Source organism: Pseudomonas sp. B21-040 (assembly GCF_024748695.1).
In the GTDB taxonomy this organism is placed as follows: Bacteria; Pseudomonadota; Gammaproteobacteria; order Pseudomonadales; family Pseudomonadaceae; genus Aquipseudomonas.
The window spans coordinates 2,147,855-2,161,076 of sequence record NZ_CP087176.1 but is presented as its reverse complement, the minus strand read 5'-3'; the positions used below and the strand labels follow the sequence as shown (position 1 = coordinate 2,161,076).

The 13,222-nt window shown below is 53.5% G+C and carries 13 protein-coding genes; 6 read left to right on the top strand and 7 right to left on the bottom strand.

The genetic code is table 11. From position 1 onward, the window contains the following. Positions 1-127 precede the first annotated feature (127 nt). From LOY55_RS09735 to LOY55_RS09720, 4 genes are all read left to right on the top strand, one after another. Positions 128-868, top strand: coding sequence for a winged helix-turn-helix domain-containing protein (locus LOY55_RS09735; protein ID WP_408980977.1), 741 nt, complete (start codon positions 128-130; stop codon positions 866-868). Positions 869-897: 29 nt separating this feature from the next. Then, positions 898-1,659, top strand: a complete 762-nt coding sequence (locus LOY55_RS09730) for an EAL domain-containing protein (protein ID WP_109785910.1) — start codon at positions 898-900, stop codon at positions 1,657-1,659. Positions 1,660-1,688: 29 nt separating this feature from the next. Next, positions 1,689-2,363 carry a helix-turn-helix domain-containing protein gene (locus LOY55_RS09725; RefSeq protein WP_046026951.1) on the top strand — a complete coding sequence of 225 codons (675 nt, stop codon included), beginning with the start codon at positions 1,689-1,691 and terminating at the stop codon, positions 2,361-2,363. Between the two features lie 346 nt (positions 2,364-2,709). After that, a complete protein-coding gene (locus LOY55_RS09720) occupies positions 2,710-4,104 on the top strand; it encodes an undecaprenyl-phosphate glucose phosphotransferase (RefSeq protein WP_046026952.1) in 1,395 nt (464 codons plus the stop codon). Positions 4,105-4,338: 234 nt separating this feature from the next. Here the strand turns inward: LOY55_RS09720 and LOY55_RS09715 are convergent, their stop codons facing one another. The 6 genes from LOY55_RS09715 to galE all read right to left on the bottom strand — a co-directional run bounded on the left by LOY55_RS09715 (position 4,339) and on the right by galE (position 10,442). Then, on the bottom strand, positions 4,339-6,417 hold the full coding sequence (locus LOY55_RS09715) for a YjbH domain-containing protein (RefSeq protein ID WP_109785911.1): 2,079 nt from the start codon (positions 6,415-6,417) through the stop codon (positions 4,339-4,341). Further along, on the bottom strand, positions 6,414-7,175 hold the full coding sequence (locus tag LOY55_RS09710) for a capsule biosynthesis GfcC family protein (RefSeq protein ID WP_223523338.1): 762 nt from the start codon (positions 7,173-7,175) through the stop codon (positions 6,414-6,416). The genes LOY55_RS09715 and LOY55_RS09710 overlap by 4 nt, the downstream gene beginning before the upstream one ends. After that, entirely contained in the window at positions 7,172-7,807 is a 636-nt protein-coding gene (locus tag LOY55_RS09705) for a YjbF family lipoprotein (RefSeq protein WP_263295610.1), read from the bottom strand. The genes LOY55_RS09710 and LOY55_RS09705 overlap by 4 nt, the downstream gene beginning before the upstream one ends. A 44-nt stretch (positions 7,808-7,851) precedes the next feature. Beyond that, entirely contained in the window at positions 7,852-8,907 is a 1,056-nt protein-coding gene (locus LOY55_RS09700) for a polysaccharide biosynthesis/export family protein (protein ID WP_223523340.1), read from the bottom strand. 140 nt (positions 8,908-9,047) lie between these two features. After that, on the bottom strand, positions 9,048-9,284 hold the full coding sequence (locus tag LOY55_RS09695) for a hypothetical protein (protein WP_046026956.1): 237 nt from the start codon (positions 9,282-9,284) through the stop codon (positions 9,048-9,050). Positions 9,285-9,386: 102 nt separating this feature from the next. Continuing rightward, complete coding sequence (gene galE / locus LOY55_RS09690) at positions 9,387-10,442, bottom strand: UDP-glucose 4-epimerase GalE (RefSeq protein WP_258667917.1); 1,056 nt, start codon at positions 10,440-10,442, stop codon at positions 9,387-9,389. A 309-nt stretch (positions 10,443-10,751) separates the two neighbouring features. On the opposite strand from galE, the gene galU reads away from it, so the two are divergent. Further along, on the top strand, positions 10,752-11,585 hold the full coding sequence (galU, locus tag LOY55_RS09685; protein WP_046026958.1) for a UTP--glucose-1-phosphate uridylyltransferase GalU: 834 nt from the start codon (positions 10,752-10,754) through the stop codon (positions 11,583-11,585). A 73-nt stretch (positions 11,586-11,658) separates the two neighbouring features. After that, a complete protein-coding gene (locus tag LOY55_RS09680) occupies positions 11,659-12,066 on the top strand; it encodes a mannose-1-phosphate guanylyltransferase (protein WP_046026959.1) in 408 nt (135 codons plus the stop codon). Positions 12,067-12,070: 4 nt separating this feature from the next. Here LOY55_RS09680 and LOY55_RS09675 read toward each other — a convergent pair whose 3' ends face one another. Further along, entirely contained in the window at positions 12,071-13,207 is a 1,137-nt protein-coding gene (locus LOY55_RS09675; protein ID WP_223523342.1) for an SGNH/GDSL hydrolase family protein, read from the bottom strand. Between the last annotated feature and the right edge of the window lie 15 nt (positions 13,208-13,222).

The following is a 13,222-nucleotide window of genomic DNA, read 5'->3' as shown; positions in this document are numbered from 1 at the left end:
CTCACCAGCAATGTTAAAAAAAACTATGCCGTCCGCTAGGAAAACCAATGAAATGTTACCAATTGTCAGTCACAAATGAGAATTGGTGCTTTAACATTCAAATGTCAGCACCCAGCCGAGTCAAAGCATGATGCTTACAAGGAAAATAACGACTACCCGTCACAACCATACAAAGGAAATGACCGGTATTCTCACCATCGGACGGACCCATACGTTAGTGGAGAGCTTTAAGACTTTAGTAGTACACCACGTCACCGATGATATATCCGTTGATACGATGTGCTACAGCAACCCCTTCAAACAAAACAAGGACCTCCACTCGTATCGCGCAGTTTTTATTGTCATTGACATCCCTCAGGCGTTTGCTGAAAGCCTCACCTTGGTTGAAAACATTCGCGCCGGTAACCATGCACTTATTATTGTAGTAGCCATCACCGGAAAAGGCACCTTCAACAAGATGAAATACTATCTTGCCGGAGCCGATCACTGCATTAAATTTGACACTGTAACTGAGGAAAACCCGGACGTGATTTCCGAGTTTTTTAATAGCGCCGAATGGAAAAAGCAGCATAATCTACTCCTGGATCCGACTCGCATGTGTCTGATCGGAGACTGTAAAAAACTAGATGTTTCGTTTTCTGAAATGAAGATTCTTGAAGCATTCTCCGAAACTAAAAACCAAATATTGAGTCATGATGAAATCGCCATAATCATGGGCCTCAATATAACTTTTTATGATCCAAGGGCCTTGGAAAAGTCCATTAGCCGCCTTCGCGGAAAAATAAAAGGCCTGTATGGCACGAACGCTATTCAAAGTATTCGTGGTCATGGATATCGTTTAATCAGGGGTCTGATCTCGACCGCCTGATGATTAATGTGCAAGGGAGTTACTGCTGTATGAACGCAACGGGAAGCGTGTCTCACGTCAATCGTGCAAGTCATTACTTGTCTCGACAACTGATCCTCGCTCGCGATGACTGCCCATTTGGCAGTGAGATCAGAATACAACTTGACGACAGTCAGGTTTCGCCTACTCGTGCATCCTGTACGCCACCGCTGCATCAGATGAGTGGCATCTACAGTGAAGTACTCATGCATACTCGACTGATTGCCTTCTCGCTAAAAGATCAAAATGCCACTAGCGAAAACAAGTACTTAAGCCGACGTTTTGTATGCGTAGCACAATCAGATCTCACCAGTGCGGCCCTCACCGAAGAGTTGATACAGTGCAACGATGCGCTGCGCAATTTCGGTCAGACATTGGCTATCGCTCTCAATGAGCTGCCTCTTTCGGCGATCAGCTTCACCGACAAAAAGAAAATCCTCAACAACGTATATCTGTTGAAAGATCACGGCATAGAAATCGCTTTCGATGGCTATAACATCCACGACGAAAGTATCGAAATCTTTACAACCCTGAATCTATTCGACTATATAAAAATCTCCCTTTCAACCCTAGACTCTGGCCTTAAACTGACTGGCAACCCCGAGTTATTCAATCGACTGCATGAACGTATGACCATGCTGACTCACACTACAAAAGTCGTCTTTATAGCTGACAGAGTCGAGCATGCCGCCAGCCATATATTGGCCCGTGCACTGCCCTTTGATTACTTCCAAGGGAGCCACTACTCCCCCGCCGACATACTTTTAAATTAAAACCGAGAGTGCACTTCAGGAGAGAAGACATGGAAAGCCGCACACCCCTCCCCAGAAAATATTTTGTCGTAGTTACTCATAGCCCGGCATTACAACTTGAGCTTGAGGAATTACTGTCAAGCGAGCGATACAACTCATTTGGCACGTCACAGGCAAAAATGTTTGTCGAAGGTGTTGTCATGCCCTCTTCCGCCCCTAAACTCATGGAATTCATTCCCCCTCACTTGGACAACATTGTCCCACCTGTTATTAAACACGATACGCAACGCATACTTTCGATGTTTGAATCCGAATGGCTAGTGGCTCATTCCGATTCTCGGTTTGACAACATCCATTCACTTGCAGTTGAAACCAGAGACACCCTCTCCAAAACGGCCAAACCGCACACCCCCTATGCAGATGCCTGGCGACTGAGCAATGGCAACGGCGCCTTAATCAAAGATGACATCGAGATTGTCTTGACGGGCCTGGAGGCCACACTGGTCAAAAGAATGTTGCACCATGACGATCGCGTGGTCAGCAAGGATGATCTTATTCGGAGCATTGGCAGAGAGCCCGAATATTATCGAGGTCTCGAAATGTGCCTTAGCCGATTACAGGAAAAGTTTAAAAATGCCAGCAATGGCGAGCGTCTTTTCCGCGCGGTCAGGAACCGCGGCTACTGCCTTATACAAAAAATCATTCGAGGAAAAGGCCTCAACTGAGTAAACATAACAACCAGACTGATCGTGCATTACAAAAATAAAAAGCACACTAGTCCCTCGTTGGCGCCAAAACAAACTCCTCTAGTAATACTCCGCCGCCCTCCGCACATTATCGACTATTTCTAACACTTTACCGTCCAGGCTAATGGACGCAGAAACTAACTACTCGTTAGAAGTCGTCAGACAGCCCTCTCCCCAATAATTTAACCTATTCACTGACGAGTACGCCGCACAGTGGCGTTTCGGTCGTCAATGTTTTGCCAACTTATAAAAATAATAACGCCTATTTCATCAACTTTGGCTGTTGTCTGTCGACGCGCAAATGGACGTATTTTGGGGATATCGCATGGTTAACAATCTTCGTATCAATCGAAATACCCACCTCAAAGGATTGACCTTCTGGGGACAATGGGCACTGGGTCAGGGCTTTGTTATTGCCCTGTTATTTTCATTGGTTTATTACAAGACCGGAACGGTAGAGTTTTATTATCGAGTGTGCGCAATTCTTACTGTGCTTGCCTCGGTTCCCGCCTATTCGTGGTGTGGTGTCTATGCAAAAAAGGATAACTACCTGACAGGCTTGGGACGATTGCTGATGGGGTGGTCAATGACCTTGGCCGCGTTAGCCTGTGTGGCGTTTATCTGTAAGGCTGACGAATTGTTTTCTCGTCAACTTATCCTGATATGGGCCGCATGCGGCTACATCGGGCAAGCCCTGCTGTACGTCCCACTGCACGGATTCTCGCAATACTATCGAAGGTCACTACAACGCGAGCATAAGACCCTGATCGTGGGTACTGGCGAGCTGGCGCTGGGACTGGCCAGGAACCTTCGTAGCCTGGAACACTCCCCACTCGTGGGACTGGTCAGCACGGATACCTCGCTCCCGCCGGGAATGGGTTCACCGCGTATTGTGGGTCCGCAAGAGCAACTGCTGGAATTGATCAAAGTCCATGACATCCGACGCTTGTACATTACGCTGCCCCTGAGTGAAGCGGCAAAAATCGAAGCCATGTATATCGATTTGCTGGGAGCTAACGTAGACGTGGTCTGGGTGCCGGACTTGAATAGCCTGACACTGCTTAATCATTCTGTGAGTATCGTGGACGGCTTGCCGGCGATTTACTTGAATGAAAGCCCGTTGACCAGCCAGCCCACCGCTGCATTGAGTAAAAGCCTGCTGGAAAAGGGCGTTGCGCTCTTGGCCATTGTTCTGCTGAGCCCACTACTGTTGCTCATTGCCTTGGCCGTGAAATTCAACTCGCCTGGCCCGGTGTTCTTCAAGCAGGACCGTCACGGCTGGAACGGCAAGGTGATCCAGGTCTGGAAGTTTCGCTCGATGCGCGTGCACGATGATCATGAAGTAAAGCAAGCCAGTCGTAACGATTCACGGATTACTTCAGTGGGACGTTTTATCCGCCGCACCTCGATCGATGAACTGCCGCAACTGTTCAATGTATTGCAAGGCCAAATGGCGCTTGTCGGACCACGTCCGCACGCCGTTGCACACAATGATTACTACTCAGGGAAAATTCTCGCCTACATGGCGCGCCACCGAATCAAACCGGGGATTACCGGGCTGGCTCAAATCAACGGTTGCCGCGGCGAGACCGACACCCTCGACAAGATGCAGAAACGCGTCGAGATCGACCTCAAGTACATCAACAATTGGTCGTTGTGGCTGGACCTGAAGATCCTGGTGAAGACGCCCTTCACCCTGCTGTCTAAAGATATTTACTGATGGCTTGGTAGTTGGACACAGGCAAGCTCGACAAGGGGATGCAAGTCCCCTTTTTCGTGGGCGCCGATTGGGCTCTCTGATGGCCACTCAAGTACGACCAACCACCTCAGGGATTCCCGGGCTCAGTGTTGCATTGGTGTCTTGGGGGGAGATAGCGCAGAGAACTCTGCGCCACATCTTGCGGTTGATCCGGGTGCGATCTACAGCGCTGATTGCCCTGTAGATCGCCCGCAGTCACTCAGTGATCTTGTCAAAGTTGCGGTAGAACAGATCGGTGTCACGGCTATCGGTCATGGCGTGCAACGAGTAACTGCGATTGAGCCGTGCACCACCGTCCCGGGTCAGTGGGGACCAGACGATATTGGCGCGACGCATCGTCGACATACTCATCATTTCGTCGAACGGTATGGAGATGTAAATGCCCTTGTCGAAACTGCCCTCGCCGTATTCCTCACTCGTTGCGGTGGTCAACGTGGCCCAGGCCCCGAATCGCACACCATTGGCGAACTCCCGTGACAGATCGACCGTAGCGCCCCAATCCCGCGCCAGGTAACGACCGACACTGACAGCCGCCTGAGCCTCGAAAGGCAAGTCGGTATAACCGGTGATGTGGCCCGTAACGGTCGAGTAATCCCGCAGGCCGAAGCCTTGGTCAAACTCGCGCTGACGCACGAAATTCAGGTCCGCGCCGACAGACCAGCGCTGCCCCATTGGACGAAACAGTACCTCACCGCCAACGCCGGCAAACATCGACTCCAGGTAGCCGCCATAGACCATGCCATACAGGTCTTTATCCAGCCGTTCAGCGTGATTGAGTTGGAACGTCGGCATGGTGACATCCGAGGTCGTCAGGTACTTGCGCAGGTCCGTCCTCACCCGGGGTAAACCACTTGGCGCGTCGTAGGTGAAGTGATCGTAGTTGTTGGCCAGATTGGTACTGAGCAGGCCACTCCACCAGATATTGCGCGTGAAGCGGTACTCGGCGTCCACATCGGCAGTCAACTGATAGAGCAACCCATCAGGGCCGCCCACGTTCTGTTTGTAGCCCAGCCCGATGCCATATTTGAATGGATCGAGCGCCCCGGTATAGAGCGTGGTCTCCGTGCGCGGGAGCGGGTTATTGACCTCAGTCGCACGGTGCAGACTGTGCAATGGCTCCTCATTGTTGACCACCTCGCGAAAGGTCTCGCGAGGCACACTGGTTTCGTCCAGCGGCATGTCGTAGCGCTTGTTGACCACGGTAAACCAGTCGATATCGTCGTTAACACTGTTGTCCAGAATCCGGCTGGCCCGGCCGACGGCTTTTGCCGAATAGAAATAATTCGACTGTTCGCCGTACACCAATAACTCTGAGCCGCGCTGGGCAATGCGCTCAACGTTGTAGCCCGCATTTTTTTGCAGCCGTTGGGACACGTTGGCCCAGTTGACTTGATCCGGCGCAGTCGCGGGTGCATGCGCCGGCAGGCGCTCCGCTGGCGGATCGTAGGTCTTGGCCGGCGCCTTGCGGCTGACGAAGTTGGTGTGCAGGGTGATGCCGAACATGGCCGTATTGCCACGCTCCCAGCCAGCGCTTAGATCAACCGAATCGGTCAGCTTGAACACTGCGCCAATGTTGATGGGCGAGTCTTGCTTGATGTGGTTGTCCTTCGGCTCGTTTTTATAGTCGTTGCCTTCGTACTCGAGTTTGAGACTGAGCGGGTCCCAGGGCGTCTGGTAGGTCACGCCACCGAACAAAGAGGGTCGACCACGGAAGTAGGCGTTGGTATTGACGTCGCCCGTGCCTTCGCTTTGTGGCCGAGTATTGAAGCGGTCATCCACCCAACCTGGCGGGTTTTCAAAATCGCCTCGATTCCCCAGATAACCCCAGGCAACACCCGCGCTGAAATCAAAGTCGTCATAGCGCTTGTTGGCCACCACGTATTCGCTGGAAAACAGACCAGTACCACCAACGTCGCGAAAACCCACGGCCAATTCAGGTGCCCAATGGCTTTCTTGCCAAAGGCGCAGCTTGACGTCCACAGCCTTGTCTTTATAGCTCTGGTCACCACTCAACGACTCGGGGCCATATTTACGGTTGGTGATCGCGGTATAGCGAAACGAGCCTTCCAGCCATTCAAATGGCTGCAGTGAAACGCTGTAACGACTATAGGGACTGGTTCGACTGGCATTCACGCTCAGCTCGCCGGCCGGAGCCATCCGGGCAGTCGGTGTCTGCATCAAGCCCACACCGCCAAAATCACTCTGAGTAAATCGCGGTTCTCCATGAACCAAACCACATGGCAACAACAATACCGCTGCAAAACGTAAATTCAAGGAACCACCTCAGCCAGTTGCGTGGCAAGAAATTCGGCCAACTGCTGATTCAGTTCAGGTATAGGCGGATTAAGATCATCGTTTTTGATAGGGACCAGGATTTTGCTGCCCGCGGCAGGCACCTGCCCGCTTTCGCGATTCCACGGCGCAATGCCGACCCGGCGGATAACGCCATCGGGCTGAATGATCCAGAGGTAATCGGCTTCAGCATCGGCAAGCGGTGCACACCCTTGCAGGTAGTCACGCGCCTCCTGCATCGCGCGATACGCGAGCCGGCACGGTTCGGCGACAGCACCCAGCACTTCAACCACACTGGAGCGCATCGGGTAGATCAGGCTGTCGCCGTCAGCGAGGCGGAAATTGCGAGCGAACCCGACCTCTACCGCGACCGGATCCAGGACGGCCACCTGGCGCCCCGTGACGGGCAAGTAGCTGACTTGCTCGTACATCCGCAACGCCAACGTCGCCCGGCTGGTTCGCTCCAGGAGCAACGCGGTACGTTGCAACACCTTCAAGTCGAACAAGACTCCGGCTTTAAGCCGAGTCTGCTCTTCGAGCAATGACCGTCGCAGCCACCCTGCCGCCATCCAGTAGCCTTCAGGATTGGGTTGCGCGACGCGGATCACGTCCAGCACTCGACCATCGGGTTGCAGTTCGACCACTCCCGGATTGCGCACGTCACCGCTGACGGTGACAGCTGCACTCACGCCGCCGGAGATCAACCACAGGCACGTCCATAACACCTTGGGAAACTTCAACGGACAGCCCTGCGTTCAGAGGTCAGTTGAACGATCGTCACCCTGAGTTGCGCTGTCAGTTGCTGCTCGCTCTGCAGGATGAAACCGTTATCCGGATTGACCCAATAATGATTGGTCGCGTGCAGTCCAATAAGCGGCGCATCAATATGCTCATCAACACGCATCACAGCGTATTCCTTGTCCAGAATCCTGATGGTTTCCATGGGGTGTCGCGTGAAGCGACTGTTCACGACGACACCCACTTCGTAGCCATGATAAAGATCGATCCAGCGCTGGCTGGTGTACCCATCGGGCAGCCGATGAAGCCCCTGTTTGAATGGCGAGACCGCTTCAAAACGGGTCCCGTCCAGATCCCCTCCGACGCCAAGACCGACACTGCGAATTGCCAGGCCATCGCGCAGCAACAACACCTGCTTGCCGGACGCGACCCAGTACTGCAAGTCACCTCGTTCACGCACCATCGCCAACACCCCTACGCCGGAAGGGGTGGTCAATTTGAGTTGGGGGTAGTGAACTTCGGCTACTTGAGCCGGGGTCAACTCCAGATCATCAGGTCCGCCGGCCACGGCTTTGAAGTTCGCCAGCGTGGCCTTCATCAGCGGATTACATCCACACAACAGCAACGCCGCCATCAAGCAGACGCTAACTCTCAACGCTCTCACAGTTGGACCAGACCTTATCGGTTGTTAGCTTCGCTTAAGTTGTTTTGTGCGGCAGCGCCAATGCCCAGAATCGCGGCCGAAGGCACCAATTGACTGATGAAGCGGTTCCAGCGGGTGACGTTGGCAGGTCCCACATAAACGATGTCCTGGGGGCGAACATCGAAGTGAGTGGCGAGTGCCATGGCGGCAGGCGACTCAGCTTGCAGCTGAAAGATTTTGGCGGGTTCTACATCGAGGTTTTCTACGCCCCTGATGACGTACACGGCGTTGCCGTTCGAGGTGGCCTGATTCAATCCCCCTACCGAACCTATAACGTCAGAAAGATTCATGGTGCGTGTCTTGAACGTCAACGCGCGTGGCTGATTGACCTCGCCCATTACATAAATCTTTTTGCTGTCGTTGTACGGCAGGTACAACTGATCGCCGCCTTTGAGGTAGACCTTTTGCAACGCCGCATCCTGTTGATTGAGCGCATCAAGGTTGAGCGGATACACCCGCCCGTTTCGCGTCAACAGCAACCCGGACAAGTCAGCATTCAGCGGGTCAATGCCGGCGGAACCCAAGGCTTCAACAACATTGAGCGGGGTGGTGGAAATCGCTTGAGGACCTGCTTTCAATACGGCGCCCGACACCACCACTTTCTGGCTGGCAAAACGCAACACGGCGACATCCACTTGCGGATCAGAGATGAAGGTCGACAACTTTTCTGCGATATCGGATCGCAGTTGCTGGATGGTTTTGCCGGCGGCCTGGACTTCCTTGATATAGGGGTAGTAGAGCGTGCCATCGGAACGGACAAGTCGTCCGTTTGCATCGATCTGCTGCTGCGCCCCTGAGGGTGCAGTCAACTCGGGGTGATCCCACACCGTGATGTACAAGACATCGTTATTACCGATGCGGTACTCGGCGGGTGCCGTCAGTAATTCCGCGGGCAGTGGCTTATCGATCGGTGCGGCCCTGTCCATGGCGATGAGCTTGGGGGTAATTGGAATCAGCTCGACCCGACTGCTTTCGCTGGCCCCTTCGCGAGTGATATCACTGGTGCTCAGATGTTGACCCGGCGAAAACATGCAACCTTGCAAAGCAATACTTGCCAGCATTAAAAAAGGAACACTACGAATCATAAAGGCACTACGCTATTCAAGGGCAAATACAAAACAAGATCGCCCAGTGTTAGCCGGGCAATCTTGCATTACACCTGCGAAATTTCTTAGTTACTGGTGCCGGTCGTCCCGGTAGTACCTGTTGTCCCGGTGGTGCCGCCATTGGAACTTCCACCACTGTTGGAGGCGGCCACGGCACCGGCAACCAGTGCGGTACTTGCCAGTACGGCTTGTCCAGCGGTCACGTCACCCAACACTTTTGTTTCCAGAGTGAGAGGTTCTTCTACGGCGAGTACCCAGCTGCTCATCATGGACAACAAGGCTATTACCATCATCTTTTTCATATCAAACTCCTTCCTGCGAGTTCTTTATATCTACGGACTTGCCGGATGGGTTTCCAGTCAATTTTCCCGACCATAAATAACATCGAAGCCTGATATAACAGTTCAGCAGAAAAACAGGCCGTTGAAGGCCCGCCCATCAGTTTCAATCGACGTATCCCCGGGATGATTCGATTGCCAACGCCAGGTATCGGTCATCATCTCCTGCAAATTCCGTGTGGCCTTCCAACCCAACTCCTTCGCCGCTTTAGAGGGGTCGGCCCAACACTCGGCGACGTCGCCCGAGCGTCGCGGCATCATCCGATAAGGCACCGCTCGCCCCGACGCTTGCTCAAATGCCCGCAGTACTTCAAAAACGCTGTAACCATCGCCAGTGCCCAGGTTCCAGATATTGATCCCGGTGCGCGCCGAGATCGACTGCAACGCTTTGAGATGACCATCAGCCAAGTCCACGACGTGGATGTAATCGCGTACGCCGGTGCCATCGACGGTGGGGTAATCGTCACCAAATATCGACAACTCCTGCAGACTGCCGACGGCAACCTGGCTGATGTACGGCACCAGATTGTTGGGAATACCGTTGGGGTCTTCCCCCATTTGCCCACTTGCGTGAGCACCGATCGGATTGAAATAACGCAACAGTGCGATGCTCCAGCGCGGGTCCGCCGCACACAGGTCATGCAATACGTTTTCGATGATCAGCTTGGATTGCCCGTAGGGATTGGTGGGCGTGCCCGTCGGAAAGTCTTCACGAATCGGCATCTGCTCAGGCGCGCCATACACCGTGGCCGATGAACTGAATACCAACCGCAATACACCGGCCGCAGACATCGCCTGGCAAAGCGTAATGCTTCCGCAAACGTTGGTTTCGTAATACTCAAGCGGCTTGCGCACGCTTTCACCTACGGCTTTGAGCCCGGCAAAATGCAGAACAGCATCAATGGAGTGCTGCTGAAAAATCCGGTCCAGCAACGCTCTGTCGCACACGTCCCCGTGAATCATTAAGGCGGATTTTCCGCAAATGGCTTCAACCGCATGAAGGGCGGCATCAGAGCTATTGCAAAGGTTGTCCAGCACAACCACTTCGAAGCCTGCTTCAAGCAGCGCAAGAGTGGTGTGCGAACCGATATAACCGGTTCCACCCGTTACCAGAATCTTCATAGAGCGGTCCATAGTGGGGTATTGAAGTATTCAACTGCATGCCATATTTAAAGCAATTAGCGCACGCAAGAAATTGACGCCAACGACTTATTAGCACTTCACAAGAACCGACACTATTAATAGACACCGACTAAAACTAACCAAATACAGGCAGACCCGACAACTAATAACATTTACCCCATTCTGCACATGCCATTAATTGCCATCAAACCACGCCTCAGGTATTAAAGTACAACCATCGTAAAACATCCAAACTCATGGCCACCCTCTTCTGTGTGGCTGTGAACAATGACTTTCCAGGAAATATCTATGATTCGTAAATGCTTGTTCCCCGCCGCCGGCTATGGCACGCGTTTCTTGCCTGCAACAAAAGCAATGCCAAAGGAAATGCTGCCGATCGTCAACAAGCCTTTGATCCAATACGCCGTTGAAGAAGCACGGGACGCCGGTTTGCAGAACATGGCCATCGTTACCGGTCGGGGCAAGCGCGCACTGGAAGACCATTTCGATATCAGCTATGAACTGGAACACCAGATTCGCGGCACCGAGAAAGAAAAGTTTCTGGCCGGCACACGAGAGCTGATAGAAACCTGCACCTTCGCCTACACCCGCCAGGTCGAAATGAAAGGCCTGGGGCACGCGATTCTCAGCGGTCGCCCCTTGATCGGTGACGAACCCTTTGCCGTGGTGCTGGCGGATGACCTGTGCCTGAACCTGCAAGGTGACGGTGTGCTCGCGCAGATGATCAAGCTCTACAATAAATTTCGCTGCTCGATCGTGGCCATTCAAGAAGTCCCGCGGGATCAGACACACAAATACGGGGTGATCGCCGGCGAACTGGTTTCCGAAGGGATCTACCGCGTCAACAGCATGGTTGAAAAACCCGCCCCCGAGGACGCACCGTCCAATCTGGCAATCATCGGCCGGTACATTCTGACCCCCGACATTTTTGATTTGATCGCCGATACCCAGCCCGGCAAGGGCGGCGAAATCCAGATCACCGACGCGCTGATGAAGCAGGCGCAAGATGGCTGCGTGCTGGCCTACAAGTTCGAAGGCCTGCGCTTTGATTGTGGTGGTGCAGAAGGCTATATCGACGCCACCAACTTTTGTTATGAGCAGCTGTATCTCAAGGGCCTTTAACCAATCGGCTCAGCACACTCACCGCTCACCTTGCGGAGCCCTCCGTCACACTCTTTCATCCAGGCAGGCCACTATGACCACTGCAAAACGCTCGGTAGACACCGAACTGAAAGCGAGCAACTTCGGAATGATGGCCTGGCTGTCAAAAGCGCCATCGTTATCCTTCGACACTGCTGCCTGGCTGGGCACAACCCTGCTGGTTGAACGTATCGGGGTGTTCCCCTCTTCGGGCGATATCCATCGCCCGATCAGGGACCCGCTTTCCCTCCTGGCTCACCTGAAAAGTCTGTATGCCGACAAGGCCCTGGATATCGATGAACGCGAAGGGCTTAAAGTGATTTTCAACGATTGGCGATTCCGGGTTCGCATTCGCTACAGCGACCCGGCGATCGTCATCAATGTTGAAACGCGGTGTGATCCCGAACTCATGCCTCTGAAAACCGCAGAACTGCTGAGTCAGCTGGAGCACTTTGAACGGTGAAGGATTACTTTGAAGCGGCACCACACGGCAATTCACCGACAAGCAGTCGATAGAAGTAATCGGCAATAAGCCGACCTCCCGAACCCGGGATGGGGTGAATCTTGTCCGGGCCGATCATGGGGGTCGGCCCGTCACTGGCATAGCGTTTGAAGTCGGCACCGAACGCACACTGCAAACTCCAATAGGCGACGTTCTGCGAACGCGCCCACGGTTCAAGTGCTTGGGCATAGTCCGACATCGGATAGGTACTGGAACGTGTTGTGTCCTGACGCAAGATCACATTGATGCTCGCCGCCGGATGAACCTCGCGAACCATCTGCACCAAGCCTTTCATGTTCTCAAGATAATCCTTGGGCTTAACGCCAAACCCTTGATCATTGCCGCCCAACATAATCAGGTAAACGTCTGCCGGTATCTTTGAAACGACGGCCTTCCACTGGGTCTGCCATTGGTTGTCGCTTTTAAAAAAGTCACCGGAGGTGGCACCTGAAGCAGCGAGTTTGGAGACCCTGATGCCGCCCCGGTCATTGGCCAGCCACAAGCCAAATAATGTCGGCGCACCTTTCACCACTTCGAGCCTTAGCGCCCAGTCAGCACTGGCGGGGACACTTAGTTGCACTTCCTGAACACCGGCCCCCGCTATCGTCAATGGATGCCACGGGCCTGAAGGTGTCCACCGATACCTCATCTCGCTGGTTTTGCCGTTTCCCAAGTAGAGTAAGTTGGCGTGGGCAATGGACGTATCAATCGCAGCCGTCTGGCTGGAATCGATCTCAAGATAAGCACCCGCCTTCCCGGTAACAGTGCGACTGTCCGGGCTCGCTTGCCCAAGACTGGAAACGCTCCAATCACCACCGAAGTACTGCTGATTGCTGCGGGTGTACTTGAAGTTCGTACCGCCGAGCGCTACGCCGTGGTTAAACCCGACATAACCAGGCCCGGCGAAACCAAAGTCTTTCGCCAATCGTTGAGTGAGGCCATTCAGATAAAAGTTCTGCCCGGCGCTATAGCTGTCGCCAATCACCGAGATGTCCAGCACCATCCCCGCTTTACCCTTGCCCAGTCCGGCAAGCGGTTCGCGTGAGCTTCTCACCTCGATGACCGGAGCCGGGACAGGACGCACATCATCGACATAGACCATTGGCTCATCTATCTA